Annotated in this window: 29 protein-coding genes, 1 other RNA gene and 1 riboswitch; of the genes, 12 read left to right on the forward strand and 18 right to left on the reverse strand. The window is 62.9% G+C overall.

Features of this window, described 5'->3' with window-relative positions:
• Positions 1–127: 127 nt before the first annotated feature.
• The 4 genes from JOD47_RS01260 (at position 128) to JOD47_RS01275 (ending at position 3,802) form a co-directional block, all read left to right on the forward strand.
• On the forward strand, positions 128–331 hold the full coding sequence (locus JOD47_RS01260) for a cold-shock protein (RefSeq protein WP_026545912.1): 204 nt from the start codon (positions 128–130) through the stop codon (positions 329–331).
• Positions 332–540: 209 nt separating this feature from the next.
• Positions 541–1,365, forward strand: coding sequence for a histidinol-phosphatase (gene hisN / locus JOD47_RS01265; protein WP_204531252.1), 825 nt, complete (start codon positions 541–543; stop codon positions 1,363–1,365).
• A gap of 57 nt (positions 1,366–1,422) precedes the next feature.
• Positions 1,423–1,537, forward strand: a riboswitch (SAM riboswitch).
• Positions 1,538–1,578: 41 nt separating this feature from the next.
• Entirely contained in the window at positions 1,579–2,934 is a 1,356-nt protein-coding gene (locus tag JOD47_RS01270; RefSeq protein ID WP_307836162.1) for an aminotransferase class V-fold PLP-dependent enzyme, read from the forward strand.
• A gap of 109 nt (positions 2,935–3,043) precedes the next feature.
• On the forward strand, positions 3,044–3,802 hold the full coding sequence (locus JOD47_RS01275) for a class I SAM-dependent methyltransferase (protein ID WP_204531254.1): 759 nt from the start codon (positions 3,044–3,046) through the stop codon (positions 3,800–3,802).
• Here JOD47_RS01275 and JOD47_RS01280 read toward each other — a convergent pair.
• Positions 3,799–3,963 (reverse strand): hypothetical protein, encoded by a 165-nt coding sequence (locus JOD47_RS01280; protein WP_204531256.1) that lies wholly within the window; start codon positions 3,961–3,963, stop codon positions 3,799–3,801. The two genes, JOD47_RS01275 and JOD47_RS01280, sit on opposite strands and share 4 nt — an antisense overlap.
• A 152-nt stretch (positions 3,964–4,115) precedes the next feature.
• Between JOD47_RS01280 and JOD47_RS01285 the strand changes: the two genes are divergently transcribed.
• The 7 genes from JOD47_RS01285 to JOD47_RS01315 all read left to right on the forward strand — a co-directional run bounded on the left by JOD47_RS01285 (position 4,116) and on the right by JOD47_RS01315 (position 9,367).
• The gene (locus tag JOD47_RS01285; protein WP_204531258.1) at positions 4,116–5,027 is read left to right on the forward strand and encodes a metal ABC transporter substrate-binding protein; all 912 of its coding nucleotides are present in this window, start codon (positions 4,116–4,118) and stop codon (positions 5,025–5,027) included.
• On the forward strand, positions 5,024–5,797 hold the full coding sequence (locus JOD47_RS01290; protein ID WP_204531260.1) for a metal ABC transporter ATP-binding protein: 774 nt from the start codon (positions 5,024–5,026) through the stop codon (positions 5,795–5,797). The genes JOD47_RS01285 and JOD47_RS01290 overlap by 4 nt, the downstream gene beginning before the upstream one ends.
• Entirely contained in the window at positions 5,798–6,676 is an 879-nt protein-coding gene (locus tag JOD47_RS01295) for a metal ABC transporter permease (RefSeq protein WP_204531262.1), read from the forward strand. It abuts the gene before it with no gap.
• A gap of 1 nt (position 6,677) precedes the next feature.
• Positions 6,678–7,403 (forward strand): metal-dependent transcriptional regulator, encoded by a 726-nt coding sequence (locus tag JOD47_RS01300; RefSeq protein ID WP_204531264.1) that lies wholly within the window; start codon positions 6,678–6,680, stop codon positions 7,401–7,403.
• Complete coding sequence (locus JOD47_RS01305; protein WP_204531266.1) at positions 7,400–7,798, forward strand: FluC/FEX family fluoride channel; 399 nt, start codon at positions 7,400–7,402, stop codon at positions 7,796–7,798. Before JOD47_RS01300 ends, JOD47_RS01305 begins: the two co-directional genes overlap by 4 nt.
• Complete coding sequence (locus JOD47_RS01310; protein ID WP_204531268.1) at positions 7,795–8,193, forward strand: fluoride efflux transporter FluC; 399 nt, start codon at positions 7,795–7,797, stop codon at positions 8,191–8,193. Before JOD47_RS01305 ends, JOD47_RS01310 begins: the two co-directional genes overlap by 4 nt.
• 73 nt (positions 8,194–8,266) lie before the next feature.
• Entirely contained in the window at positions 8,267–9,367 is a 1,101-nt protein-coding gene (locus JOD47_RS01315) for a carboxylate-amine ligase (RefSeq protein ID WP_204531270.1), read from the forward strand.
• A 61-nt stretch (positions 9,368–9,428) separates the two neighbouring features.
• On the opposite strand, the gene JOD47_RS01320 is transcribed toward JOD47_RS01315, so the two are convergent.
• The 5 genes from JOD47_RS01320 to JOD47_RS01340 are packed head-to-tail and all read right to left on the reverse strand — an operon-like array spanning position 9,429 to position 16,374.
• Positions 9,429–11,150, reverse strand: coding sequence for an alpha-glucosidase (locus tag JOD47_RS01320; protein WP_204531271.1), 1,722 nt, complete (start codon positions 11,148–11,150; stop codon positions 9,429–9,431).
• Positions 11,147–12,040, reverse strand: coding sequence for a carbohydrate ABC transporter permease (locus JOD47_RS01325; RefSeq protein WP_204531273.1), 894 nt, complete (start codon positions 12,038–12,040; stop codon positions 11,147–11,149). The genes JOD47_RS01320 and JOD47_RS01325 overlap by 4 nt, the downstream gene beginning before the upstream one ends.
• Positions 12,040–12,930: a carbohydrate ABC transporter permease gene (locus JOD47_RS01330; RefSeq protein ID WP_239547967.1), complete on the reverse strand. Its 891-nt coding sequence runs from the start codon at positions 12,928–12,930 to the stop codon at positions 12,040–12,042. The genes JOD47_RS01325 and JOD47_RS01330 overlap by 1 nt, the downstream gene beginning before the upstream one ends.
• Positions 12,927–14,204 (reverse strand): ABC transporter substrate-binding protein, encoded by a 1,278-nt coding sequence (locus JOD47_RS01335; RefSeq protein ID WP_307836163.1) that lies wholly within the window; start codon positions 14,202–14,204, stop codon positions 12,927–12,929. The genes JOD47_RS01330 and JOD47_RS01335 overlap by 4 nt, the downstream gene beginning before the upstream one ends.
• Positions 14,205–14,214: 10 nt before the next feature.
• Entirely contained in the window at positions 14,215–16,374 is a 2,160-nt protein-coding gene (locus tag JOD47_RS01340) for an alpha-galactosidase (RefSeq protein ID WP_204531275.1), read from the reverse strand.
• Positions 16,375–16,503: 129 nt separating this feature from the next.
• On the opposite strand from JOD47_RS01340, the gene JOD47_RS01345 reads away from it, so the two are divergent.
• Positions 16,504–17,643, forward strand: coding sequence for an ROK family transcriptional regulator (locus JOD47_RS01345; protein ID WP_204531277.1), 1,140 nt, complete (start codon positions 16,504–16,506; stop codon positions 17,641–17,643).
• A gap of 1 nt (position 17,644) precedes the next feature.
• On the opposite strand, the gene JOD47_RS01350 is transcribed toward JOD47_RS01345, so the two are convergent.
• From JOD47_RS01350 to JOD47_RS01405, 12 genes are all read right to left on the reverse strand, one after another.
• On the reverse strand, positions 17,645–17,869 hold the full coding sequence (locus JOD47_RS01350) for a hypothetical protein (RefSeq protein WP_204531279.1): 225 nt from the start codon (positions 17,867–17,869) through the stop codon (positions 17,645–17,647).
• 148 nt (positions 17,870–18,017) lie between these two features.
• Positions 18,018–18,385, reverse strand: a transfer-messenger RNA (tmRNA) gene (gene ssrA / locus JOD47_RS01355).
• Between the two features lie 118 nt (positions 18,386–18,503).
• Positions 18,504–18,875 carry a hypothetical protein gene (locus JOD47_RS01360; RefSeq protein ID WP_204531282.1) on the reverse strand — a complete coding sequence of 124 codons (372 nt, stop codon included), beginning with the start codon at positions 18,873–18,875 and terminating at the stop codon, positions 18,504–18,506.
• Positions 18,872–19,345 carry an SsrA-binding protein SmpB gene (smpB, locus tag JOD47_RS01365; RefSeq protein WP_204531284.1) on the reverse strand — a complete coding sequence of 158 codons (474 nt, stop codon included), beginning with the start codon at positions 19,343–19,345 and terminating at the stop codon, positions 18,872–18,874. Before smpB ends, JOD47_RS01360 begins: the two co-directional genes overlap by 4 nt.
• Positions 19,346–19,470: 125 nt before the next feature.
• Entirely contained in the window at positions 19,471–21,051 is a 1,581-nt protein-coding gene (locus JOD47_RS01370) for a M23 family metallopeptidase (protein ID WP_204531285.1), read from the reverse strand.
• A gap of 28 nt (positions 21,052–21,079) precedes the next feature.
• A complete protein-coding gene (ftsX, locus tag JOD47_RS01375) occupies positions 21,080–21,991 on the reverse strand; it encodes a permease-like cell division protein FtsX (RefSeq protein WP_204531286.1) in 912 nt (303 codons plus the stop codon).
• The gene (gene ftsE / locus JOD47_RS01380) at positions 21,988–22,698 is read right to left on the reverse strand and encodes a cell division ATP-binding protein FtsE (RefSeq protein ID WP_204531287.1); all 711 of its coding nucleotides are present in this window, start codon (positions 22,696–22,698) and stop codon (positions 21,988–21,990) included. Before ftsE ends, ftsX begins: the two co-directional genes overlap by 4 nt.
• Before the next feature lie 163 nt (positions 22,699–22,861).
• Entirely contained in the window at positions 22,862–23,977 is a 1,116-nt protein-coding gene (gene prfB, locus JOD47_RS01385; RefSeq protein ID WP_204531288.1) for a peptide chain release factor 2, read from the reverse strand.
• 37 nt (positions 23,978–24,014) lie between these two features.
• Positions 24,015–24,476: a pilus assembly protein TadG-related protein gene (locus JOD47_RS01390; protein ID WP_204531289.1), complete on the reverse strand. Its 462-nt coding sequence runs from the start codon at positions 24,474–24,476 to the stop codon at positions 24,015–24,017.
• Complete coding sequence (locus JOD47_RS01395; RefSeq protein ID WP_204531290.1) at positions 24,476–24,931, reverse strand: hypothetical protein; 456 nt, start codon at positions 24,929–24,931, stop codon at positions 24,476–24,478. The genes JOD47_RS01390 and JOD47_RS01395 overlap by 1 nt, the downstream gene beginning before the upstream one ends.
• Positions 24,912–25,328 (reverse strand): TadE/TadG family type IV pilus assembly protein, encoded by a 417-nt coding sequence (locus JOD47_RS01400; protein WP_307836164.1) that lies wholly within the window; start codon positions 25,326–25,328, stop codon positions 24,912–24,914. The genes JOD47_RS01395 and JOD47_RS01400 overlap by 20 nt, the downstream gene beginning before the upstream one ends.
• 4 nt (positions 25,329–25,332) lie before the next feature.
• The gene (locus JOD47_RS01405; RefSeq protein WP_239548205.1) at positions 25,333–25,515 is read right to left on the reverse strand and encodes a hypothetical protein; all 183 of its coding nucleotides are present in this window, start codon (positions 25,513–25,515) and stop codon (positions 25,333–25,335) included.
• Positions 25,516–25,551 lie beyond the last annotated feature (36 nt).

A 25,551-nucleotide genomic window follows, 5' to 3' on the forward strand; every position in this document is an offset into this window, starting at 1 on the left:
TTGTGTTGCGCACGAATGTTAAGCCTTGATTTCTCTCCGGAGTTCGAAAGCTTTTTTTGCAGGCGAAATGAACACCGCGACAGGAACCCCGAAGTACGGGGGGATCCTCACACTCAAGGAATAAAAAATGGCAACAGGTACAGTCAAGTGGTTCAACGCTGAAAAGGGCTTTGGATTCATCGCTCCTGACGACGGCGGCGCTGACGTTTTCGCTCACTTCTCCGCAATCAACTCCGGCGGCTTCCGCTCGCTTGAGGAGAACCAGAAGGTCAGCTTCGAGACCACCCAGGGCCCCAAGGGCCCCCAGGCTGAGAACATCTCCGTTCTCTAAGTCTTAGCTCTCCAAGTTTTAGCGTTGCAAGTTTAGCGCTTCAAAGGGAGGGGACATCGGCTATCGGCCGATGTCCCCTCCCTTGCGTTTAAGGACCCTGCACTTAAGGACACCGTCCCTGCGCGGTGCTGACCGTGGGAGCCAGCGCTGAGCGCGTCCGCTTCCGGACCTCCCGCATCTGCGCACCCTGACCATATAGGTTGAAGAGTATGAACCTCCAGAGCTACAACGATGACCTCCGCCTTGCCCATGTAATGGCCGACTCCGTAGACGACCAGACCATGTCCCGGTTCAAGGCGCTGGATCTGGCGGTAGAAACCAAGCCGGATTTCACCCCGGTCACAGACGCGGACAAATCGGCCGAAGAGGCAATTCGCGGGCAACTCTCACGCGCGCGTCCACGCGATGCCGTACTGGGTGAGGAATACGGAAGCAGCGGCGCCGGCTCCCGGCGGTGGATCATCGATCCCATCGACGGCACCAAGAACTTCGTCCGCGGTGTACCGGTATGGGCCACCCTCATCGCACTGGTGGACGAGGGCCGCCCGGTCGTCGGCGTCGTCAGCGCCCCCGCTCTCGGAAAGCGTTGGTGGGCTGCAACGGGAACCGGCGCGTTCATGGGTAAGTCGCTGGCCGCAGCCAGCCGGCTCCGGGTTTCGAGCGTATCCCGTCTAGAGGACGCCTCGCTCTCCTACTCGAATCTGTCCGGCTGGAAAGAGCGCGGCAATTTTGACGAGTTCGTTTCGCTCACCGACTCTGTGTGGCGCACACGCGCCTATGGCGACTTCTGGTCTTACTGCCTTGTAGCTGAGGGTGCCGTAGACATTGCCTGTGAGCCTGAGCTCAACCTGTATGACATGGCGGCGCTGGTCCCCATCGTCACAGAAGCCGGCGGCCGTTTCACCTCACTTGAAGGCGCGGACGGGCCGTTCGGCGGGAACGCGCTGGCCACCAACAGCACACTGCACAATGACGTCCTGAAGATGCTCAACCCGTCGCTGGACGATCTGCTTCAGGAAAGCGCCGGCGCCTGAGTTTATTGCGTAACACAACGGGCGGACGGGCCCAGCCTGCCTTAGTCTGAATTCCTAGGTCACGAGTGCCAGCGTTAAACCCCGGTTTGCTGGCCGGCAACCCTCCTTCCGCGGCGGGGTGCCCCGGGTGACGACCTGGCCGGGCCAGAACGTGGTTCGGCAAGCGCGGGGCCTACCCAGTCAGGTCCCCTGAACCACCGTGGGGTATCTCCTGTGAGCAACACACTTCTTGAGAACGAACTTTCCGCTGCACCGCTGGCGTCAGTGGTGGGCGCTGAGCTTCAGGCGCCGCTGGTTGACGGTACTGCCGTCCGCTACGTGAATCTGGACTATGCCGCTTCAACGCCGGCGCTGCAGCAGGTCAATGATTATGTGCAGAGCGTTCTGCCCTATTACGCGAGTGTGCACCGGGGAGCCGGCTACGCCTCGCAGATTTCCACATCGCTCTACGAGAACGCCCGAAAGACGGTGCGGAGTTTTGTTGGCGGCAGGGAAGATGATGCGGTCATCTTCACCCGCAACACGACCGATTCCCTGAACCTTTTGGCCGGATGCCTGCCGGAAGACGGCGAAGTCCTTTACCTCGATCTGGAACACCATGCCAATCTCCTGCCCTGGCTGCGGCTTCCTCATCGTGGACTCGTCGCCGCGGGAACGATCGAGGAAACTCTCGCCGCTGTGGAAGAGGAACTGGAATCCGGCGGAATCAGCCTGCTTGCCGTAACGGGCGCCTCGAACGTGACCGGCGAAGTTCTTCCCATCGACCGGTTCGCAGCGGCGGCTCATGCGCACGGTGCGCGGATCGTCGTCGACGCAGCTCAGCTTGCTCCCCACCGACGGCTGGATCTACTTCGCGACGGCATCGACTACGCGGCTTTCTCCGGCCACAAAATGTATGCACCGTTCGGCGCCGGCGTTCTGGTCGGCAGAGGCGACTGGCTCGATACCGGAACGCCCCACCTTGCCGGCGGCGGCGCAGTGAAGGCCGTGAAAGTGGATTCGGTGTCCTGGACAACCGGCCCCGCGCGCCACGAGGGCGGGTCACCGAACGTCCTGGGCGCAGCTGCGCTGGCACAGGCAACAGAGGTCATCGCAGCCCTGGATGCGCAGGCCTGGCTGACGCACGAATCAGAACTTAGGGATGCACTCGTGGCAGGGCTCAGCGACCTTGCCGGCATCACGGTCCACCGCATCTTCGCGGACAGCACCGATGCAATCGGCGTGGTGAACTTCTCTGTCAACGGCTACGACGCCGGGCTCGTGGCAGCCTATCTGTCCGCAGAACACGGAGTCGGGCTGCGTGACGGAAAGTTCTGCGCCCACCCGCTGCTGAAGCGACTGGGCCTGCCGTCGGGTTCGCTGCGGGCGAGTTTCGGGCTTGGGTCACGGCAGGACGACGTTGACAGGCTGCTCACCGGTCTGGGCTCGCTACTTCGGGATGGGCTGGGGACTGACTATGTAGTCGACGCGGGGCGCTGGGTACCCGTCGTCGAGACCCGTTCCTTCCCTGACTGGGCTCCCCACACGCCGGGGACTGCCGGCGCCGCGCCCTGCACCACAACCGACTGAGCGCCGCCGCAGCACATACTTCACCACCGCACTTCCTGGCTGCGGCGTTGCCTTCAACCGGGTGGTTTAATGGTCGGGTTCCGTACCCGTCACGCCAGGAGTTGCCTACATGGGCCTTGGAGGTCCGCGCCTTGCGGAGCACCGTCGTCGTGAATTGGCGCGGGGCTACCTGCAGGACAGTGAACGCTATGAGCGCGTGCGTCCGGGCTACCCGGAAGACAGCGTGGACTGGGTGATTCCCGCCGGAACGCTGCGGGCAGTGGACATTGGTGCCGGGACCGGCAAGTTCACCCGTGAACTCGTCCGCCGCTGCCCGGAGGTGACAGCTGTGGATCCATCCCGGGACATGCTCGCAGTCCTCGGACAGCAACTCCCGGACGTGGCAAGGGTGCAGGGCACTGCGGAGGCATCGGGACTCGGAACGGCGAGCGCTGATGTACTCACGATCGCCCAGGCCTGGCACTGGTGTGACTCCGCAGCGGCGAGCGAGGAAGCCGCGCGCGTCCTCGCACCTGAAGGAAGATTCGGCCTCGTCTGGAACCAACTCGATGTCACCGTGCCCTGGGTGCACCGGCTCTCCCGCATCATGCATGCCGGGGACGTGTTCCGGCCAAGCTACCGGCCGGAGTTCGGTCCCCGCTTCTCGGAGCCGGAGTCGCGAGTCTTTCCCTGGACGCAGGCTCTGCCGGTCTCAGACATCGTTGAGCTTGCGCGCTCCCGCAGCTACTACCAGAACGCGTCGGCCGGTGTTCGCGGCAAGGTCGAAGCCAATTTGTCCTGGTATCTGCACGACCATCTGGGGCACGCATCAGACGCCGTCCTTGACCTGCCGTACCTGACCTACTGCTGGCGGGCCAGCAGGCTTTAGCCCTGCCCGGCGGTTCCGGACGTTTCCGGCCCGGAATCGGCACCCTCCGCCGGGTCCTGCGAGTGAGTGCCTGTGTCAGCGGGATCCTGTGAGCGATCCCCCTCTGCCGGCTGCTCAGAGTGCTCGCGCGGCTCTTCCTCGTATTGTGATTCTTCGCTCATTACCCAACCTCCCGGTGACTTGTCCTGCTGTGTTCTGCGGCGTCATGCCCATCCAGCCCACCATGCACTGTCGGCCGCGCTCCTGTCGAGTACCTCGCACCGGTACCGCACGAGCAGTGGCGGCAGCAGCACGATCAGGCTATATTTTCGGTATGCCGAAAGTTCGGATTCAGGTACACCTCATCCTGGCAGCATTGGTGCTGGCAGGCTGTGGAACGCCGCTCGTGGAGCGGACCGGCACGCAGGGCGACCCGCGCCCCGTCGTGCTGACCACGTTCTCCGTTCTAGCAGACCTCACGAAATCGGTAGCAGGGAACCATATCCGGGTTGAGTCCATCACCAAAGTCGGAACCGAAATTCATGGTTACGAACCCACGCCCTCCGACCTCATCAACGCACAGGACGCGGATCTGATCCTTGATAACGGTCTGGGACTGGAGCGCTGGTTCGAGCGTTTCGTCCTGTCCGTCGATGCGCCGCATGTGGTGCTGTCCCGCGGTGTTGACCCGGTCGATATCCGGTCCGGGGATTACCAGGGGTTGCCCAACCCACATGCGTGGATGTCTCCCAAAGCGGCGCAGACGTACGTCGACAACATCGTTGCGGCGCTTTCCGACCTCGATCCTGCCCACTCCGCAGACTACGCAGCGAACGGCGCAGCTGTGAAGCGGGAACTCCAGGGCTTGCTGACCACTCTCCAGAGTGCCTTCGAAACGGGCGCGGCAACGCCGGCCCTGGTCACCTGTGAAGGCGCGTTCTCCTATCTCGCGCGGGATGCAGGGATTGAAGAAGCCTTCATCTGGCCCGTGAATTCCGACAGTGAGGGCACTCCCCGGCAGATCAGGGACGTCATCTCATTCGTCGAGGAACACAAGGTACCCACAGTCTTCTGCGAGTCCACCGTCAATCCGTCGGCTCAGCAACAGGTTGCACGCAGCACCGGGGCGGAATTGGCCGGCCCGCTCTATGTGGACTCACTGTCGGAGGCTGACGGACCGGTTCCCACCTTCCTCGACCTGCTGCGGCATGACATCGACCTCATCGTTGGAGGGCTGACCCCGTGACCGTGACAACCAGCGCACAGCCAGCCATCGCCGTCGAAGGGTTGAGCGTCCACTACGGGGACGTTACTGCGCTTGACGGCGTGAGCTTCACGATTGACCGTGCGCAGGTCTGCGGTCTGATCGGGGTGAACGGGTCAGGAAAATCGACGCTGTTCAAGTGCCTGATGGGGTTGGTGGCAGCGCAGCAGGGAACCCTGTCACTCTTCGGCCGAACATCCACGGCAGCCCGGAAAGGCAGGCTCGTGGCCTACGTTCCGCAGGCCGAAGACGTGGACTGGGACTTCCCGGTGTCCGTGGGTGACGTCGTCATGATGGGACGGTACGCGCACATGGGTCTGCTGCGGCATCCCTCACGAAGTGATCGCGCCGCGGTGGCTGACGCCCTGGATCGGGTGGGGCTCATCGAACTCCGCAACCGGCAGATTGGGGAGCTCTCCGGCGGACAGAAAAAGCGCGCCTTCCTTGCCCGCGGAATCGCCCAGGATGCACAGCTCCTCCTGCTCGATGAGCCGTTCGCCGGCGTGGACAGGGGCAGCGAGGCCACCATTGTCGAACTCCTCCGCGAACTGAAGAATGAGGGCCGCACAGTACTGGTGTCAACCCACGACCTCGCGGGCCTGCCCCGCCTGTGCGACCGCGCAATCCTCCTCCACCAGCGCATCCTTGCCGAGGGAACGCCCGACGATGTGCTCACCCACGCCAACCTCGCGCGCGCCTTCGGGTCCGGCGCTCCTGCCTCCGTAGCTTCGCCTGCCCGCCCGGGAGCGTGAATGGACCCCATCATGTTTCTCCTCGAACCGCTGCAGTACGGTTTCCTGACCCGCGCCCTGCTCGTCACACTCGCCGCCGCAGTCGTCGCCTCGGTTCTGTCGTGCTGGCTCATCCTGATGGGCTGGTCCCTGATGGGCGACGCCGTCTCCCACGCAGTCCTGCCCGGGGTCGCGCTCGCCTACATCGTCGGTGTTCCATTCTCAATCGGCGCCTTCATCTTCGGAGCCGGTGCCGTTGCACTGATCGGCGCCGTCAAATCGACCACCAGGCTGAAGTCCGACACGGTGATCGGCGTGGTGTTCACCGCGCTTTTCGCCGTGGGGCTCGCCATCATTTCCCGAACGCCGTCCCAGGTGGACCTGATGCACATCCTCTTCGGTAATGTTCTCGGCGTCACGGACAGCGAGCTGTGGCAGGTCCTGATCCTGGGCGCGCTGACGCTGGTGATCGTGCTGGTCAAGCGGCGGGACCTCACGTTGCTCGCCTTCGATCGCACGCATGCGCACGTCATAGGTCTCAATACCAAAGCGCTGGGCGCACTTCTGTTGGGGCTGCTCGCCCTCAGCGTGGTGGTGGGGCTGCAGGCTGTCGGCATCATCCTCGTCGTGGCCATGCTGATCACGCCCGGAGCCACCGCCTTTCTCCTGACACGCAGCTTCGACCGCATGCTGATACTCGCTGTCCTGATCACCACCACTGCCGCGGTCTCCGGCATCTACGTGAGTTACTACCTCGACATTTCGACCGGAGCCTCAGTGGTGCTTGCGCAGGCCTTCGCGTTCTCAGTTGCCTACATAGCTGCACCGCGCACAGGCCTGATTGCACAGCTCAGACAACGACGGCGGCGGGCCGGTCCACCGGTCAGGCAGGCTGCGTGACATGGCAGCGAAAGCAAACACCCCCGGCATGGATTCCTCGAGCGTCCAGGACTATGTGAAGACGATTTACGCCCTCTCCGAATGGCATGCCGAGCCCGTCACGTCGTCGCGGCTCGCCGCACGGCTGTCGGTCGCCAACTCGTCGGTCTCCGAGATGATCCGGAAGCTGGCCGAGCTCGGGCTCGTGAACCACACACCGTACCGGCCCGTAGAACTCACTGCCGACGGCCGCAGGCTGGCGCTGGCCATGGTCCGACGTCACCGGCTGATCGAGACCTTTCTGGTTCGCGATCTCGATTACCGCTGGGACGAAGTCCATGACGAGGCTGAACTGCTTGAACACACTGTCTCCGATACCTTCATTGACCGTCTCGACGCCCGGCTGGGGTTCCCTTCCGCGGACCCGCACGGTGATCCGATTCCGACTGCGGCAGGTTCGATCACACTCCCTGACGCGCTACCCCTGGAGAGCTTCGATGCCGGGCATGCCGGACGGGTTATCCGGATCAGCGATGAGGATCCACAGCTCTTGAGGTTCCTGGCAGCCGAAGACATCGGTATTGGTTCTCCCGTGGAAGTGCTGGGAAGGACTCCCTTCGGCGGTCCGCTGCAGGCGCGCGTCGGCAGCGGGACGGGCGCCCGGGACTTCAGCTTCGGCAACGAACTCACCCGGGCCATCTGGGTCGAGTCGGTGGGAAGGCACGCGGGCTGTAGCTTGGTGCCATGACAGCGCAACCAGATGCCCTTCCTTCACCTGTCGGCTGGAAGGTATGGACCGCCGTCGCCCTCGGAGGCTTCGGAGGAACCGAAGCGCGCTATCTGCTCGGTCTGCTTGTTCCTGAGCAACCCGGGGCTTTTCCCTGGACCACCCTCCTCATCAATGTCGGCGGAAGCTTCCTGCTCGGCTGGTTGACAGCGCTCTGGGCAGCCACTCGCTGGCCGCGGTGGCTACGGGCCGGGCTGGGGCCGGGGCTCCTCGGGTCATTCACTACATTCTCGGCGGTCTCACTCGCTGCGGTGACCGAGCCTGCGCTGCTCGTGCCGTACGTTGGGTTGTCCCTCGCCCTCGGCGTGGCGGCCGCTGCCGCCGGAATCGCGTGGGGGCAGAGGCACACGGCATGACGGCTGCGGTTCTGGTAGGTCTGGGAGGCATGGTCGGCGCGCTGCTTCGCTTCGCCGTCGACACAGCGTGTGAAGCTCTGCGTGCACGACGGCGGCACCCGTCTTCGCCGGAACCGCCCTTTCCCGTGGGAACGCTGGTGGTCAACATCCTTGGATCGGGTGTAATAGGCGTTTCCTGGGGACTGCTGCTGAACTCGGCACTCACGAGCCCCGTCTATACCGTGTTGGGGGCAGGCCTGGCCGGCGGCTACACCACGTTCAGCACCTTCACGGTCGCTGCCGTTCTGCTGTGGCAGGGCAGGAGGCAGGTGGCCGCCGTCGTGCATGTGCTTGCCCATGTCGGATGCGGGCTCGGCGCCGTGTGGCTGGGGCTTCTGGCAACCGGGGCTATGTGACGCAGCGGCACTGAACCATCAGGGAAGTCTGTTTACACTGGGGGCAATCCGTCGATGCATCGAAAGGCGCTCCATGACCACGCTGGGAATCGAAGAAGAGTACCTCCTGCTCCATCCCGATTCGGGGTTGCCCGTCTTCAACGCAGCGGATGTCCAGGCGCTTCTCCAATCCGGCGGCTCAGTTGACGGCGAGGACATCCAGCGCGAATTGCTGAGCTGCCAGATCGAGACCGCAACACCGGTGTGCCATACGCTCACCGAAGCGGAGGAGTCCCTGCTGAATTTCCGACGCCAATTGGCGGCGGCGGCGCGGAAGTCAGGCGTGCGGGCCAGCGGATCGGCAACGGCGCCACGCATCGAAGAGGGATACCCGGAGCTGACGGACAAGCAGCGCTACTACGAACTGAAGTCGAGCGCGCCCGGGATCGTAGCGGACCAGTTCGTCAACGGACTCCATGTGCATGTGTCGATCCCAGACAAGGAAACTGGTGTACAAGCGCTCAACCGGATCCGGCCGTGGCTTCCCATCATCACCGCGTTGAGTGCAAACTCACCGTTCTGGCTGGATCGGGACAGCGGGTTCGCCAGCTGGCGGACGGTGCACTACCGCCGTTGGCCGGTACAGGGCATTCCGCCCATCTTCGCGGACGCTGCGGAGTACGAGCGCCGGATCGAACGCCTGGTGGATACCGGCGTCATCATCGACCGCGGCGTTCTTACCTGGGTTGCCCGGCTCTCCGACAGTTACCCCACGCTGGAAGTTCGCACTGCGGACGCTCAGCTGGAGGCACAGGACTCAGTGCTCATCGCCGGTATGGTGCGCGGCCTCGTCAGCACGGCGGTCGGCGACGCCCTGAACGGCGCACCGTACCCGGATCCGGACGCCGAACTGCTGGATGCGGCGCAATGGCAGGCAGCGCGGCAGGGGCTGACCGACGTCGTCGTCAATCCGTTGACCGGAAAACTCGCGCCGGCCCGTGAACAGCTGGACCGCCTGCTCGAATACATCGGCACGGCTCTGGATGACGCCGGAGATTCGCATTGGATCGAGACCGGCCTCAAGACGGTGTGGGAGCGCGGCACCGGCGCTGTCCGCCAGCGCCGCGCAATGGAGCAGAGCGGTGTCACCGGATTGATTGACCTGTACACCGAAACGCTGATCGCCGAACGCTGAGTTGTCAGGACACGCCCCTCATGGCGAGCCATCAGGGGCGTGTCCTGCTGAATCAACGGGGTCAGGCGGTGCGGAGGATACGTACCTCCCAGGGCCGGAGTTCGGACGTGGGATCGCCGTCGTAATTGCCGAGGACCACCGTTCCTTCGCGCGCTGTCTCAGGCAGTGCTGCGTCATCCAGCGACAGCGTGTCACCCGAGACGTTGCCGATGATGAGGAGCGACGCGCCCTGGTACGTGCGGGTGAAGGCGTAGAGCGTGGGATCGTCCTCCGCCAACATCGCGAATTCTCCAAGACGGACCGTCTCGTCCTTATGCCGGAGTTCGATGAGCTGCTGGTAGAACCGGAACACCGATTGTCCGGCGGAGCGGTCCGTGTCCGCATTGATCGTCGGATAGTTCGGGTTGATCGCAATCCAGGGCGTACCGCTCGTAAAGCCCGACTGCTCCCCCGCCGTCCACTGCACGGGTGTGCGCGCGTTATCCCGGCTCATGATGCGCAGGTTGCGCAGCACTTCCGCGGGATCATGGCCCAGCGGCCCGGTGGCCTCATAGAAGTGATTGATCGACTCGATGTCCCGGAAGTCTTCGACGCTGTCGAAGGGGGCGTTGGTCATGCCGATTTCCTCGCCCTGGTAGACATATGGCGTCCCGCGGTGCAGGTGGAGCAACGCGGCCCACAACGTGGCCGACTCGTAGCGGAATGCGCCGTCGTTGCCGAACCGGGACACCAGTCGCGGCTGGTCGTGATTGTTCAGGTACAGGCTGTTCCAGCCCGTCTCGGCCAGGCCCTTCTGCCAGCGGTTCCACGAGGTCTTGAGATCGCGGAGGTCGAGTCCCTTGTAGTCCCATTTGCCGCCCGGCCCATGGTCGAGGCCGACATGCTCAAACTGGAAAACCATGTCGACTTCCCGGCGGGAGGGATCGGTGAAGCGCTTCGCCTCGTCAATGGTGACCCCAGGCATTTCTCCGACCGTGATGAGCTCGGCCTTGCGCCCCTCGAAGACCTCGCGGTGCATTTCCTGCAGATAATCGTGGATCCGTGGTCCGGACACGTAATACTGGGAGCCGTCGCCCCACAGTTTTCCGGGCTGCACCGGGCCGTCCGGTAGCGCCGGGTCCTTTGAGATGAAGTTGATGACGTCCATCCGGAAGCCGTCCACACCCCGGTCCACCCACCAGTTCATCATCTCGTAGACAGCCTGGCGCACCTCCGGGTTCTCCCAGTTCAGGTCGGGCTGCTCGGGAGCGAAGAGGTGCAGGTAGTACTGGTTCGACGCTGAATCCAGCGTCCAGGCCGGACCGCTGAAGGCCGAGCCCCAGTTGCTTGGCTCGGCGCCTTTCTCCCCCGCGTCAAAGCCCTCCCGTGCGTCCCGCCACCAATACCAGTCCCGCTTGGGGTTATCGGTTGACGACGCCGATTCAACGAACCACGGATGCTCGCTGGACGTGTGGTTGACCACGAGGTCCATGACCAGCTTCATCCCGCGGCGGTGCACGCCCTCAAGGAGCTCGTCGAACTGCTCGAGCGTGCCGAAGGTCGGGTCGATCCGACGGTAATCGCTGATGTCATAGCCGTTGTCGTGCTGCGGCGAGGAGTAGATCGGCGAAAGCCACACGACGTCCACGCCGAGTTCCGCGAGGTGATCGAGTTTGCTGAGAATTCCGCCAAGATCGCCGATTCCGTCTCCGTTGGAGTCGGCGAAGCTGCGGGGGTAGACCTGATAGACAACGGCGCCTGTCCACCAGGCGGGTTCAGTCTCGGGAGAGTTGATGGTGCTCATTTGGTTGATCCTCTCATCACGCCGGAGATAACCCATCGCTGGGCGAAAAGGTACACCAGGAGCAGTGGCGCCATCGCCATCAGGTACGAGGCGAACGCCACGGAGTAGTTGGTGTTGAACTGGCCCTGGAAGACGTATTGGGCCAGCGGCAGAGTTTGGGCCGACGGGTCGGAGAGGATGACCAGGGGCAGGATGAAGTCGTTCCAGGCCCACAGGCAAGTGAGAATTCCGACCGTGGCGTTCATCGGGCCGAGAAGCGGGAAGATGACCTTCCAGAAGACCGTCCAGGTGCTGGCGCCGTCGGTAATTGCTGCTTCCTCAAGTTCCAGCGGGATGGATCGAATGTACGCGACGTAGACAAAGATGTTGAACGAGAGGCCGTACACCGTATAGAGCAGGATCAGGCCGAGCTGGTTGTCCAGCCCGAGCAGCGCAGTCTCCTTCACCACCGGGAGCATGATGATCGGGAAAGGTACAAAGAGCGCTGCAATGAAGTAGAAGTACAGGCCCTTGAAGAGCTTCCGGTGCATGTTGCGGGCAATCGCATAGGCAACCATGGAGTTGGTGAGCAGCGTCAGCAGCACTGCCCCCACCGTGATCAGCGCGCTGTTCATCAACGCCTGCGGGAAGTCGGTCAGGGTCCAGGCCTCCGCGAAGTTGCTCCAGGCAGGAGTGCCGGGCAGCCCGAAACCGGAACCACCCAGCTCATCCGGGGTCTTCAGTGCCGTCACCACAGTGAAGTAAAGCGGAATGAAGATCGTCAGTGAGAGCACCGCGACCAGCGCGGTCAGCCACCAGTTGATCTGCCGCCGGTCGGGGCGGTGGACGCCTGGGTCGCGGTCGCCATTCTTGAGGGCGCTTCGCTCGGCGGAATAGGCAGTAGCAGTCATTAGAAGGAGGCCTCCCTGCGCTGCAGGATGCGCAGCTGGATGAACGAGATGGCAATGATGACAAACAGGTAGATCACTGCGTTGGCGGTCTGGTAGCCGTATTCGCCGCCTTGGAATCCACCCCGGTAGATGAGCACGGAGATCGACTCCGTGGACGTTCCCGGTCCGCCTCCGGTCAGGGAGATGATCTGGTCGAAGACCTGGAGGAAGTTCTTCAGGGACAGGACCATATTGATGGTGAAGAACGCTCCGATCAGCGGGAAGGTGATGCTGCTGAACTGTTGCCAGGGTGAAGCGCCGTCAAGCGAAGCCGCCTCGTAGAGCTCACCGGGAATGGTCTGCAGGCCGGCCAGGTAAATGATGATGTTGAAGGCCGCTGCCTGCCAGACCGAGAGGATGACGACGCCGATCCACGCCGTATCCCCGCTGGCCAGAATACTGCTGGTGAGCGCGTTGATCCCGAGCGCTTCGGCGATGGCCGGCACGGAGTTGGAGAAAAGGTAGTTGAAGACATACCCGACGATCAGGATCGAGAGGATGTTGGGGATGAAGAAGATTCCGCGGAATCCCGTCTTGAACTTGATCCGGCTGTTCAGAGCCATGGCCACCGACAGGGCGATGATGTTCACTGCGATGGTGGAGACGATGGCAAACAGGAAGGTGAACCCGTACGCGTTCAGGATCCGTTCATCACGGAACAGGTTGATGTAGTTGCTGAGCCCGATGAAGGACCATTCTCCATAGCCGGCGTAGTTGGTGAAGCTGTAGTAGATACCGGTGAGCACCGGTACGGTATGGAAGATCAGGAACAGCGCGAATGCCGGCAGCACCATGATGTAGAAAGCGCGTGGCAATTTCTTGGCAGGCCGGGACAGGGTGGGAACGCTCATGAGCGTGCCTCCTCACGGGTGATGGTGCGCTCGGCAATCTTGTCCCATTCGTTGTCCATCCTCGCGAGGAAGTTCTCCGTGTTTCCGCTGAGGACAAATTCCTGGAGGTAGGCGGGCAGGGGAAGGCTGGGCGGGATCTGGTGGTCGATGAATCCGATGATGCGGCCGCTCTCGAAGTAGGGGGCCAGCCCCTCAAGGGCGGGATCCGTGTTGGAGGGGCTTTCGCTCAGCGGTGAGAAGGTACTCTGGGCCTCCGAGTATCGTGCGACGATGTCCGGCGACATCATGAATTCGACGAAGCGCCGAGCCTCTTCCGGGTGCTCAGTATCCCGGCCGATGGAAATTCCGACGTCGACACCTGAGACCACGACTGTGTCCTGTGGACTATCGGTGGCCGGGTAGGGGAACGTACCGATGTTCGCGTCCGGGTTCGCTGCCCGAATAGGAGGTATGGCGTAGCTGCCCTGCAGGTACATGGCGGATTCCCCGTTGGCGAACGCTGCGTTCCCTGCGTTGTAGTCGCGGCTTGGGGAGTTTTCCTGGCCATAGGAGAACAGTTTCGAAACCATCTCCATGGCTTCCTCGTACTCAGCGGAGAAAGACGTCTCGTCCTGCCGCAGCGCGTCGTAGAAACCCTCCGGTTGAAGGGCCCCGCCGAGGTTGACGAAGGCGGGGCTGACGGTCCAGCCGTCCTTCAGCGTTGTGTAGAACGGGGTAACTCCGTTCGCCTCGAACATGTCGGCGAGCGCTACCAGCTCATCCCACGTTCCGGGCACCTCGGCGCCGTACTCCTCGAAGATGTCCTTGTTATAGATGATCCCGCTCGCGTTGTTGGCGAAGGGCAGCGCGTTGACCTCTGACCCGTCGCAGCTACCGAGCTCCTGCACAATGTCCTGCACCGCAGGAAGCACCGTCTGCGCGGAGGCCATGTCCGTGAGGTCGGCGAAGACACAAGCCTCGGCGAGCAGTCCATAGTTTCCGTTCGCGTTCAGCGTCAGCACATCCGGGGTCTTGTTCTTGACCAGCAGCGTGCGGATCGCGGTGTCAGCGTCCGGGACATGGTTTTGGACCACGTCTATATCAGGGTTGGCGGCCTCGAAATCAGCGATGATCTCTTCGAAGTTGCCCACCGCTTCAGGTTTGAACTGAAAGAAATCGAGGGTGACGACGTCGTCGTTCCCGCTGGCGGGGGCGCAACCGGACAGCGTCAGCGCCGCCAGCGCCGCGGCGGATGAGGCCGCCGCCAGTTTCCTTCGTGTAGCGGAATGCTTCACGAATATCTCCTTAGGGTGTGTGGTGTCGCTCTGGTGTGTGTGCCCGGACCTCGATGAGAACGGACTGTTCGGGAAAAAGTACCGGCGCCTGGACGCCGGGTGCGCCCAGAATCCGGCCGCTCATGGCAAGGGGTGCGCCGTTGCGGGCGGCTTCGACCCAGGCAAGGCCGGATTGGCCCTGGTCCTCGTAGTCGTAAGCAGCCGGTGCGATGGTGTAGGTGGTTGCAGGATCAAGGCCGGGGAAGGTGATTCGGCCGGGCGGGTAGGACGCGCTGGAGCCCGTGAGGGAGTAGCCGTACAGGGCGCTTCGCTTGTCGCTCGCGACTACGCCGCGCAGGTCCATTGACGGGTCCGGAAGATCCGCGTGCACGGTCGTCCCGGTGTGGAGGACGTCCCGCCAGCGCTTGTGGAGGTTGATCCAGGAACCGAGCCGGCCGAGCTCTTCGGCGCTGAGACCGGATATGTCCCATTCCACCCCGAAGTGGCCGAAGATCGCCGTAGCTGCACGGAATGGGAGGGTGTGCGTGCGGCCGGTCGAATGGGAACGGGGACCGCCAACATGCATGCCCATCAACTCTGGCGGTACCAGGAGCCCGGTGTGCTTCTGGTTGACCAGCCGTTCGATGGGGTCGATGCAGTCGCTCGTCCAGATCCGGTCGGTATGGCGCAGAATCCCCATGTCCACGCGTGCGCCTCCCGAGGCGCAGGACTCGATCTCCAGCCCCGGGTGACGTTCCTTCAGCTCGGCCATGAGTCGATAGACGGCCAACACATTCGAATGCACGACGGCGGCACCGCTGATCGCGTCGGCGGCCTCCAGCAGGTCGCGGTTATGGTCCCACTTGATGTAGGCGATGTCATTGGTTCTGAGCACATCATCGATACAGGTCAGGATGTAGTCGTACGCATCCGGGATCGCCAGGTTGAGCACCTGCTGCTGCCGCGCGGCGACGGGCAGTCGGCCCGGCGTCTGGACGATCCACTCCGGGTGGTTCCGGGCAAGCTTGGAGTCCGGGTTGACCATCTCGGGTTCGAACCACAGCCCGAATTCCATCCCGAGTGAGCGCACATGATTGATCAGCGGCGTGAGACCATCCGGCCACACTGTCCCGTCGATGAACCAGTCCCCCAGACCCGCAGTGTCATCGCGGCGCCCGCTGAACCAGCCGTCGTCGAGCACGTAGCGTTCAATGCCTACCTGGGCGGCCCTGTCCGCGAGCGCTTTGAGGGTGGCGAGGTCGTGATCAAAGTAGACGGCTTCCCAGGTATTGAGCGTGACCGGCCGGGGCCGGACCGGGTGTTCCGGCCGGCTGCGGAATTCGGCATGGAAGCGGGAGGCGAGTTCATTCAGCCCGTCACCCCAGGAACCGATGGCATCCGGAGCTGTGTAGGTGGCGCCGGGAGCCAGCGCCATTTCCTGGGGCAACAGAAGCTCACCGCACGCGAGGAACTTATCTCCCGACGGCGTCTGCTCCACGATGTACTGGTGATTCCCGCTCCAGGCCGTGTGCGCGGCGTGGACCTGGCCGCGTTCGAAACCGAATGCCGTCTCCCCCGCTGCAACGAGCACGGTTGCGTCTGCGCCGGGGCGGCCCCGCCTGCTCTCTCTGTGATAGGAGCCGGTGGTGAGGTTGTGCCGCTGGGGTGAGCGCTCGCGCAGATGACGCCCGGTGTGGTCGAGGACTTCCTGCGCATTGGCGGGAAGGGGGAAAAAGGCGAGGAGGGAACGCACCTCGTACTCATCCGCGCCAGTGTTGGTCACCGCAAGCCGCTGGCGGAGGAGTCCTGCCTCCGTAAGGGTGAGCTGTACTCTCAAGGCGAGGCTGGCGTCGTCGTCGGTTGCCTCGATGGTGAGCTGATGGTCGTCGGCTGTCAGGTGCGTCAGCTGGAACGCAGGGGTGAGGAAGCCTCCACCGCGTTGTCCGGTGAACCCCGGAGTGCCTTGCCAGCCGTGGGCCTCCTGCGGAATCAGCGTGAGACGGGCCGGGATGTCAATACTTCCGGAGACCCGCTGCGGAACGGAAGCCGCGGCGAGGGCGTCCAGCTCGTCAGCCGGGCTCTCACCGAGCGCCGGTCCCCAGTACAGGATGGACGGCAGCCCCGCGGTGGAGGCATCGACGACGACGCTGGTGCCGCCCCGGGCGAGATGGACAGGAGGTGATGGATGCATGCAATAATTTTTATCGTAGAACTAAGTAAGTGTCAATCATCACACTTCATCTCCAACTAGTCCGTTACAGGTTCACTATGTGTGTTTATATTTTCGTAGTGAAAACTACTGCGCGTGAAAGGTACGCTAATGAACGTGGTCGCGTCCCTCTCCCCTGACAGCCCCTCCCGCCTGCTCGCCAGGGAGGTCCTGATCGGCGGTCCGCTGTCGCGGGGCGAGTTGTCACGACGCCTCGGCCTCTCCGTGGCCAGCCTGACCCGCCTGAGCAAGCCGCTGATCGAAGCCGGAATCCTGCAGGAGGGCCGTGAAGTAGTCGAAGGCGGTGTCGGCCGTCCAACCCGGCCCCTTGAGGTGCCCGGCGGTACGCACCGCTTTATAGGGATCAAGTTGACCGGTACCGCCGCGTCCGGTGTAGCGACGGACCTGCGGTGCCAGACGGTCGCGACTGCCGAGGAACCGCTCGCCAGCGAAGCTGTCTCCGACGTCGTTGAAGCGATCGCTTCTGTGGTCGGCAGGCTGAACGACGGCAACGCGGTGGACGGCATCGGGATCAGCATCGGCGGCAAGATCAGCGACGACGGCACGGTGCTGCGCGCACCCTTCCTGCACTGGCGCAATGTGCCGCTCGGTTCGCTGGTTCAGGAGCGAACCGGCATTCCAGTCACCGTGGAGAACGACGTCGTTGCCCTCACCGTGGGTGAGCAATGGTTCGGTGCGGGCAGGGGTATCAGCAACTTCGCGGTGCTTACGGTGGGGGCGGGCGTGGGTTACGGCCTGGTGATCAATGACCGGGTTATCGCCCCTGTTGATGCCGGGCTTGGTCTCGTGGGGCACTACCCGGTCGACTCCGCCGGCCCACTGTGCCAGGAGGGTCACCGGGGGTGCGCAGGTGCTGTACTCACCATGGCGGCCATCAGCGGCCAGGTGCAGATGGCCACTGAGGAGGAATGGACGTACGAGGAGGTCCTGCAACGGGCGCAAGACGGGGACAGGCTCGCCTCGCTGGTGGTGAAGAACGCGGGCACTGCCCTTGGTGTCCTCATTGCCGCGGTAGCCAACCTCACCATGGTGAACCTGGTTGTCCTGTCCGGTGAGGGCGCCGCTCTCGCTGACATTGCATCGGAGGAAATTACGGCGTCCATACGTGTTCACCGGGACCCGGAGGCAGCCCCGGTGCAGCTGGCACGTGAACCAACCGACTTCGGTCAGTGGGCTCGAGGAGCCGCAGCGGTGGCGATCCAGAGCTCGATCCTGGGGCCAACGCGCTGACCTACCGGCCCTCGTTACGCCGGGTGAGGCCTACGATGAGGCAGATCAGTCCGGTTGCCAACGGAAGCAGCGTGTACAGCGTGTGGGTTCCACCGACGTAGCTCATGACGAAGATGTAGATGAAGGTCGCGATCACGAGCACCAGACCCACCGCGATCAGTGCACGGCCACGGTTCGGAGGGGGAAGCGGAGGCAGCCACGACGGGCGGTCGTTCGACGAACTCACCTGTCCAGTCTACGTTTGCGGATCCTCCTGCGGTGGTCTGCGACGTGCGCGCTGCACACAGGGCATCAGTAGGTCCCGTCCTCAGTCCTCCACAGGGCCTCAGTCCTCCACAGGGCAGAGAAAAAGCCCCGGCGAACCGGGGCTTAGTCAGTGGAGATGGCGGGAATTGAACCCGCGTCCGATGCAGTGTAGTCAGGGCTTCTCCGGGCGCAGTTTGCGTCGGTTTTTCTCAGCTTCAGCCATCATGCAAACAAGTGGCTGCCAAGCTCAGTTGCATAAGAGTCCCCTTGGTTCCTGCAACGAAAACCAAGAGCAGTGGCCCTCTAAATGACGCCAGGAACCGGGTCGAGAGCGTACCCGGGCTGACGGACTAGCTCGGCTGCTTAGGCAGCGAGAGCGAAGTCAGTGCGCTTTTGTTCGGCACTTATTGTTTTACAGAGAGCGTTTACGAGATAACTCTGTATCCTCGGCCCGCTTCACCTGTCGCGACTAACATCGTCGAAACCTGTCATCCCCATGTTCAATTTTCAAGCAGCGCCTTTACTCGCTGTTTCCCCGGGTTGCCCCGGACTATCCATTCTAACGCACCCGCTGCCGGAATCATTCCGTGAAGCTCGGAAAACGGTACCGGGCGCTAGAACCTGATTCCGAGAATGACGATCTGCGCCTGCCACAGCATCAGGACAACGAAGGAGACGGCCACGAACGCCAACCCCAAAGCGGCCAGCGCCGTCGTTGCCGCCTGCTTGCGACGGAAGCTCCACCAAAACACCGCAACGTTGAGCAGGATCAGTACCGGAGAGATCCAGACGAGGATCTGCGCGAAGTACACATAGATCAGGAAAAAGAACGGAATCAGCGACAGGAATCCGGCCGGAACCACGGCGAACAGCAACAGCAGGTTGACGATAGCGCCTACCGTCACCCACCAGGGGCGCTTGTACCTGAGCTCGGATTCTTCCTCGACGTCGTCGGGTTCCTGGGCATCCCAGAAGACATCGCTCATGCGCCAAGGTTCCGTTCCCGCATGGCGCGCTGTGCTTCACGGCTGTCCTGCTGCTCACGCAGCGTCTGACGTTTGTCATACTCACGCTTACCGCGCGCAATACCTATCTCCACCTTCGCACGTCCGTTGAGGAAATACAGCTGCAGCGGAACGATGGTGAACCCGCTTTCGCGGATCTTGTGGGAGATCTTCGTGAGCTCCTCGCGGTGCAGAAGCAATTTACGACGACGGCGCGCAGCGTGGTTGGTCCAGCTGCCCTGCGTGTACTCGGGAATGTGGATTCCCTCGAGCCAGAGCTCGTCGTTGTAGAAAATTGCGAATCCGTCGACCAGGGACGCCCGACCGGCCCGAAGAGACTTCACCTCGGTACCCTGAAGGGCTATTCCCGCCTCGTAGGTGTCCAGCACCTGGTAGTCGTGCCGGGCCTTCCGATTGGTGGCCACTACCTGACGGCCACTTTCCTTGGGCACGGTTCAACTCCTTCAATAGTGCGGTGCGCTTCAGAATGCGAACAACGCGTCCCAGTCTACGGCGTCCGGCAGGGCCGGTGCTGTGCCCATCCACAGCCGGATGCGGTGTTCACCGCATTACAGCGCTAGAGGAGACCCATCGGGTCGACCAGGCTCCCGTTGAGCACGGTCTCGAAGTGCAGGTGACAGCCGGTTGAGTTACCGGTGGTACCGGTGTAACCGATCAGCTGGCCCGCACTCACGCGCTGCCCCGTGCCTACGACGAAGCTGGACAGATGGTAGAAGTTGGTGGCCAGCGCATTGCCGCCGACGACGCCGTGACTCAGCACGATCCGGTTGCCTGCACCAGGAAGTACATTCGAGTCCGCATACCAGACCTCGCCGGCCGCCGGAGCATAGAGTGCGGTTCCGCAGGCCACCCCGTAATCGATTCCGGTGTGCGTGTAGCCGCCGCTGCCGTTGAAATCGATCGTGCCCAACGGCGTAGGACGCCAGCCGTAACCGGAGGTGATCGGGCCGCTCACAGGAGAGCGCAGCCCGAAGGCCGACGGACTGGATGCGGGCGGCGGAACAATGACAGGCGCCACCGGCTCCGGGACGACCGGGGCCGGCACGACGACGGGTGGCACTACCGGAGCCGGCTTGGGCCGGTTGGCTGCTGCCGCCGCTGCCGCTGCGCGCCGATTCGCCTCCGCTGCCTCTGCCTCCGCACGGCGGTTAGCCTCTGCTGCCTCTGCTGCCGCGCGGCGGTTCGCTTCGGCCGCGGCCGCTGCGCGCCGCTCGTTCTCGACCCGTGCCCGCTCCTCGGCCTCAGCCTTGAGCCTCGCTTCTTCCCGCTTGCGCGCCTCTTCGATCAGCTTGCGCTGACGTTCAGCGATGTCGACGACCACCTGCTGGTGCGCCTCTTCCACCTCGGCGAGCTTTGCCTCGATCACGGGCTTCTGCTTCTGCAGCTTCGCTGAAAGCGTTGACGTGTCGGAGATGAGTTTGTCGACCTTCACCTTCTCGGCAGCGGCCTCATCCCTCGCGACCTGCTCCGCCGCAAGCGCAGCCTCGGCCTTCGCCTTCAGGTCCACGATCTCCTCTTCAACCGCGACCAGCCGAGCCTGCGAGTTCACGTTGGTGGCATTCTGTTGTGCCATGCGCTCCAAGGCGGAATTCTGGTTACGCAGCGCCTGCTCAACCAGTTCCATAGACGCGAAGCCATCGGAACCGTCGCTGCCAAGCATCAGCGAGAGACCTGTGGGGACTCCCCCGCTCTTGTAAGCCTGCGTCGCGATCTGACCGATCACCTTTCGGGTTTCAGCCATCTCGGCCTCGTCCTGCTTCAGCTGTTCAGTGATCTTGTTCTTGGTTTCCTGTGCCAACTGCACCCGTTGAGCGAGGGCGTTGACTTCACCTGTTGCTTGCTCGACACGACCCTGCGCATCCGCCAGCGACTGCTGCGCACCGGGGAGCTGACCCTGGTACACCTTCAGCTGGGCGATCGTTTCAGTGATGTCCTCGTCGAGGTATTCGATCGACTGCTGGACTTCAGCAATCTGCTCCTCAAGGGCGGACTTGCGGTCCTCAAGCTGATCAGCGTGGACCGGGCCGCTCAACGTCAACGTCAGAGCAGCCACGGCGGCAAGCCACAGGGCAGTCAGCGTCTTTACCGCCGGTGGACGGGGAATCAAACGAAGCGAACAACAGGTCACGCTGCGCATACAGTCTCATTTCTCACAAGAATCCACCCTAAACTTTCAAGTAGCGTCTGAGGGTTAAGAGCGACGATGCGCCCGCCAGCAAGGCCCCCAGGAGGAACATGGCAGGTACCACCAGCAGAAGCTCCTGCGTGGAGATGAAGCCCATCTGCGGATACTCCCGGGACAGCCATTCCCCGCCGTAGCGCAGTACTGCCCAGAGGGTCCCGGAGGCGATGGCAGCGCCCACAATGGCGGCGATGACTCCCTCAAGAACGAAAGGCAGCTGGATGATTGCCTTGCTCGCGCCGACCAGGCGCATGATGCCCGTCTCCCGTCTTCGACTGAACGCTGAGAGACGGATGGTCGTTGCAACCAGCAGGATCGCCCCGACGCTCATGACCACGGCAATACCCAACGCGACGAGCGATGCGATATTGATATAGCCGAAAATCTCCTCGAGATACTCCCGCTGGTCGCTGACGATATCCACGCCTGGTTCGGAAGAGAAAGCCTCGCTGATGACCTCGTACTTCTCCGGGTCGACGAGTCCCACACGGAAGGACTCCGGTAGCTGTTCGGCTGTCACGGCCTCCACGATCGGTGAATTCGCAAGCTGCTCACGGAAGTGGACCAGCGCCTGATCCTGCGACTCGTACTCCACCGTGTCCACATAGGCGCTCAGTTCGGGCGAAGTCAGCTTCGCCTCGATCGCGCTGCGCTGCTCATCGGTGACTGGGCCGGAGGCACAGCTCTCCGAAGTTGAGTTCTCGACGCAGAGGAACACAGCCACCTGCACGCGGTCGTACCAGTACCCCTTCATCTGGTTAATCTGCAGCTGCAGCAGGCCCGCCGCGCCAACAAAGGTCAGCGAGATGAAAGTGACCAGCACAACCGAAACCACCATCACGAGGTTTCGTCGCATCCCAGATGCGATCTCCCCGAGAACGAATGCAAACCTCATCCGGCAGCCGCCGTCGTCGTCGTTGATCCGATGTAGATGCCCTGCGCATCGTCGCGAACCACACAGCCGTCCCGAAGTTCGACCACGCGTTTGCGCATGGTGTTCACGATGTCGTCGTCGTGGGTTGCCATCACCACTGTGGTGCCGTTCTGGTTGATCTTGTCGAGTACCTTCATGATGCCCATGGACGTTGTTGGGTCCAGGTTTCCGGTGGGCTCGTCAGCAAGCAGGATCCCGGGCTTGTTCACGATCGCGCGGGCAATGGCCACGCGCTGCTGCTCGCCGCCGGAAAGTTCATGAGGCATACGGTTGTTCTTGCCTTCGAGGCCCACGGTCTTCAGTACTTCCGGGACGGTTTCGCGGATCACGGCCCGGCTCTTGCCGATGACCTGCATGGCAAAAGCCACGTTGGCGAAGACGGACTTGTTGGGCAGCAGACGGAAGTCCTGGAAGACGACGCCGATACCGCGTCTCAGTCTCGGAACGCGCCAGCTGGGGATATTGGCGACGTTTTGCCCAGCCACATACACAGCACCGCGTGTTGCGCGGTCTTCCTTGAGCACCAGGCGGATGAACGTCGACTTGCCGGAGCCGGATGCGCCCACCAGAAAGACAAACTCGCCCCGGTCGACGTCAAGGCTGACGCTGTCCAGCGCCGGCTTCGATTTCTGGTCGTAGACCTTGGTAACCTGCTCGAATCTGATCATGACTACTCTGCGCCCACATAACATCGCCGGTACACGGGCATGGGTGGGGAAAGGGAGACCGGCCTCCTTGACTATAGGCAGCAGATCCGCGCCACGACGGGCATCATCACGGTGTGTCGCGCATCTATAACGGACGCCGCCGTGGTGGAACGGTGCTTCCGGCTCAGGCCTCGCTGTTGCGGTTGTTGGCGCGCCAGCGAATGCCCGCGTCGATGAAGTCGTCGATCTCGCCGTCGAACACCGCGGACGTGTTGCCTACCTCGTGCTCGGTGCGCAGGTCCTTCACCATCTGGTACGGGTTCAGCACATAAGACCGCATCTGGTCTCCCCAGGAAGCCTTGACATCACCGGCATGCGCCTTCTTCTCTGCGTCCTCCTGCTCCTTCTTGAGCAGGAGGAGCCGGGACTGGAGGACCCGGAGTGCTGCGGCCCGGTTCTGGATCTGCGACTTCTCGTTCTGCATGGAGACGACGACGCCCGTGGGGATGTGCGTCAGCCGGACCGCTGAGTCCGTAGTGTTGACCGACTGGCCGCCGGGGCCGGACGACCGGAAGACATCGACCCGGATCTCATTGTCAGGAATCTCAATGGAGTCAGTCTGCTCGATCAGCGGAATCACCTCTACCGCCGCGAAGGAGGTCTGGCGCCGCCCCTGGTTATCGAACGGGCTGATGCGCACGAGGCGGTGTGTACCTGCTTCTACGGACAGGGTGCCGAACGCGTACGGGGCCTTGACCTCGAACGTTGCTGACTTGAGGCCGGCTTCTTCGGCGTAGGAAGTGTCGAGCACCTGGGTCGGATAGCCGCGGCGTTCCGCCCAGCGCAGGTACAGGCGCAGGAGCATCTCCGCAAAATCCGCAGCGTCCACTCCTCCGGCGCCCGAGCGGATAGTGACGACGGCCTCGCGTTCGTCCCACTCCCCCGCGAGCAGCGTGACGACTTCGAGTTCGTCCAGGGCTTTACTCAGGGAAGTGAGCTCCTTGACGGCTTCGACCCGTGATTCTTCGTCGTCCTCATCCTGGGCCAGTTCAACGAGGACTTCGAGGTCATCGATGCGGGCCGTCAGCTTCGCCAACCGGTCGAGTTCGGTCTGCTTGTGGGACAGCCTGGATGTAATCTGCTGTGCGGCGGCAGGATCATCCCACAGGTTCGGTTCGCCGGCCTGCTCGCTGAGTACGGCGACGTCCGCCCGGATCTCCTCCACGTCCGTCACTGCCACGATGGAGTCGTATTTTGCACGAAGGGCGCGGATCTCCGCGGAAAAATCAATAGCTGCCATGGTGTTTCAAGACTACGTCATGGTCCTGCGGAGACGGCTAACGCGTCAGGTCCGCTCGCGCATCAGCCGTCGCGGCAATGGGGATGCCGGCGGGAATCAGGAAGTTCACGATCGGCGGGTGGACGACGGCGGTAAGAACCACCCGGGCGGTTCGCGAGTCCGGCGCTCCTGTCGCCGGGTCCAGGTCCAGGTTGTTGAATCGGGACAGTGCGCCCGACCGCTCAAGGTAGGCTGCTGCAGCCCGCGAGACCGAGTCGGCCTCAAGTGCAGGTGCTGGTTCCCCCCCGCCTGCGTCTATGGAGGCGACCGAAAAGGTATCGGCTGCGCTCAACGCGGCCCCGTCCGCAATCGAGAGCAGCTTCTTGTGCTCGATGTAGACGGCGGAGACCGCTGTGACGACTGCAACCACCAGGAGCGAGAGCAGAATGTAACCGATGATCAGAACAGTGATCTGCCCCTGTTCGCCTTCGTCGTTGTCCACGTCTGTTCGCAGAGACATCACCCGAAACGCTCCACGAGTTGGGTTGCGCTCGAATCGACCGTGGCTGCTGACGGGTTGAGGCCGGGCATTGTGGGTACCAGCGGCAGCGGAACCTCAAGATCCACGGCAACGGTGACGCTCGAACCAGGCTCCAGGCAGGTGCCTGCGCAGGTAATCATCACGGCCGCGTCTTCGGGTGCAAATCCGAAATCACTGATGGCGAATTCCACAGCCTGTTCCGCGCGGGCATGGGCCTCCTCTGGGCTTCCGGAGTCAACGAAGACCTTCGCTGCCTGGTCGGCAGCACCGACGACGGCGAACGACGCCCCCTGCACTGAGCCCACAGTCAGCACAAGGTAGACGACGGGCACCAGCAGGAGCAGGCCAAGAAAGGTGAATTCGAGAACTGCGCTGCCGTCGTCGTCGTTCTGTTGCCCGGCTGCACGGACGCGCTCAGGAAGGAAGCGCAGCATGTCCGCTGACCTCCATGGTTCCGGACGGACCAATCAGTCCGATCACGGGAATGGGGGCCCGAACCGTGACCTGAAGGACCGGAGATCCGCCCCGGTTGACCCGGCTCACCGACACGTCCTGCGCATAGGCGCTGTTGATCGAATCGGCGATCAGGGAGCTTGTGCGCGCTGCTGCATCCGCTGGTGAGCGGTCGGCAAGAGTCCCGTAGCGCGCACCGGAGGAGGCTGCATCGATCAGGGTGTTCCGCACATGGAGTACCAGCGTGAGCTGAACGATGGCGATGAAGATGATCGTGAGCAGGCCGCCAATGAGCGCGAAGTCAACCGTTGCGGCGCCTCGTTCGTTCGAGTGCCGACGCCGGTGCCGGTCGTTGATCCTTCGGGAGAGGAAACGCACCGTGTCAGGGGCTGACGCGGTTGATCGCCTCGTTGAATAGTCCCTCCAGCGCCGGCGAGGCAATAGCCAGAAGTGCAGCCACCAGGACCGCTGACATCAGCGTGATCATCACCCAGCCAGGCACGTCACCGCGCTCGGGGTGGTCCGTAGTGCGCAGGAAGTACCCGCGGGTTCGGAGAAGGGTCATGGTGAACAGGAAGCGTGCGATGAGGCGGTGACGCAT

Origin of the sequence: Arthrobacter tumbae (assembly GCF_016907495.1) — a bacterium.
GTDB lineage: Bacteria > Actinomycetota > Actinomycetes > Actinomycetales > Micrococcaceae > Arthrobacter_D > Arthrobacter_D tumbae.

Excerpts from the sequence above, each read along its gene's own strand:
- JOD47_RS01260 (WP_026545912.1), top strand. The coding sequence starts at position 128 with ATGGCAACAGGTACAGTCAAGTGGTTCAACGCTGAAAAGGGCTTTGGA.
- hisN (WP_204531252.1), top strand. The coding sequence starts at position 541 with ATGAACCTCCAGAGCTACAACGATGACCTCCGCCTTGCCCATGTAATG.
- JOD47_RS01275 (WP_204531254.1), top strand. The coding sequence starts at position 3,044 with ATGGGCCTTGGAGGTCCGCGCCTTGCGGAGCACCGTCGTCGTGAATTG.
- JOD47_RS01280 (WP_204531256.1), bottom strand. The coding sequence starts at position 3,963 with ATGAGCGAAGAATCACAATACGAGGAAGAGCCGCGCGAGCACTCTGAG.
- JOD47_RS01285 (WP_204531258.1), top strand. The coding sequence starts at position 4,116 with ATGCCGAAAGTTCGGATTCAGGTACACCTCATCCTGGCAGCATTGGTG.
- JOD47_RS01295 (WP_204531262.1), top strand. The coding sequence starts at position 5,798 with ATGGACCCCATCATGTTTCTCCTCGAACCGCTGCAGTACGGTTTCCTG.
- JOD47_RS01300 (WP_204531264.1), top strand. The coding sequence starts at position 6,678 with ATGGCAGCGAAAGCAAACACCCCCGGCATGGATTCCTCGAGCGTCCAG.
- JOD47_RS01305 (WP_204531266.1), top strand. The coding sequence starts at position 7,400 with ATGACAGCGCAACCAGATGCCCTTCCTTCACCTGTCGGCTGGAAGGTA.
- JOD47_RS01310 (WP_204531268.1), top strand. The coding sequence starts at position 7,795 with ATGACGGCTGCGGTTCTGGTAGGTCTGGGAGGCATGGTCGGCGCGCTG.
- JOD47_RS01315 (WP_204531270.1), top strand. The coding sequence starts at position 8,267 with ATGACCACGCTGGGAATCGAAGAAGAGTACCTCCTGCTCCATCCCGAT.
- JOD47_RS01320 (WP_204531271.1), bottom strand. The coding sequence starts at position 11,150 with ATGAGCACCATCAACTCTCCCGAGACTGAACCCGCCTGGTGGACAGGC.
- JOD47_RS01325 (WP_204531273.1), bottom strand. The coding sequence starts at position 12,040 with ATGACTGCTACTGCCTATTCCGCCGAGCGAAGCGCCCTCAAGAATGGC.
- JOD47_RS01330 (WP_239547967.1), bottom strand. The coding sequence starts at position 12,930 with ATGAGCGTTCCCACCCTGTCCCGGCCTGCCAAGAAATTGCCACGCGCT.
- JOD47_RS01340 (WP_204531275.1), bottom strand. The coding sequence starts at position 16,374 with ATGCATCCATCACCTCCTGTCCATCTCGCCCGGGGCGGCACCAGCGTC.
- JOD47_RS01345 (WP_204531277.1), top strand. The coding sequence starts at position 16,504 with ATGAACGTGGTCGCGTCCCTCTCCCCTGACAGCCCCTCCCGCCTGCTC.
- JOD47_RS01360 (WP_204531282.1), bottom strand. The coding sequence starts at position 18,875 with ATGAGCGATGTCTTCTGGGATGCCCAGGAACCCGACGACGTCGAGGAA.
- JOD47_RS01370 (WP_204531285.1), bottom strand. The coding sequence starts at position 21,051 with ATGCGCAGCGTGACCTGTTGTTCGCTTCGTTTGATTCCCCGTCCACCG.
- ftsX (WP_204531286.1), bottom strand. The coding sequence starts at position 21,991 with ATGAGGTTTGCATTCGTTCTCGGGGAGATCGCATCTGGGATGCGACGA.
- ftsE (WP_204531287.1), bottom strand. The coding sequence starts at position 22,698 with ATGATCAGATTCGAGCAGGTTACCAAGGTCTACGACCAGAAATCGAAG.
- prfB (WP_204531288.1), bottom strand. The coding sequence starts at position 23,977 with ATGGCAGCTATTGATTTTTCCGCGGAGATCCGCGCCCTTCGTGCAAAA.
- JOD47_RS01390 (WP_204531289.1), bottom strand. The coding sequence starts at position 24,476 with ATGTCTCTGCGAACAGACGTGGACAACGACGAAGGCGAACAGGGGCAG.
- JOD47_RS01395 (WP_204531290.1), bottom strand. The coding sequence starts at position 24,931 with ATGCTGCGCTTCCTTCCTGAGCGCGTCCGTGCAGCCGGGCAACAGAAC.
- JOD47_RS01405 (WP_239548205.1), bottom strand. The coding sequence starts at position 25,515 with ATGACCCTTCTCCGAACCCGCGGGTACTTCCTGCGCACTACGGACCAC.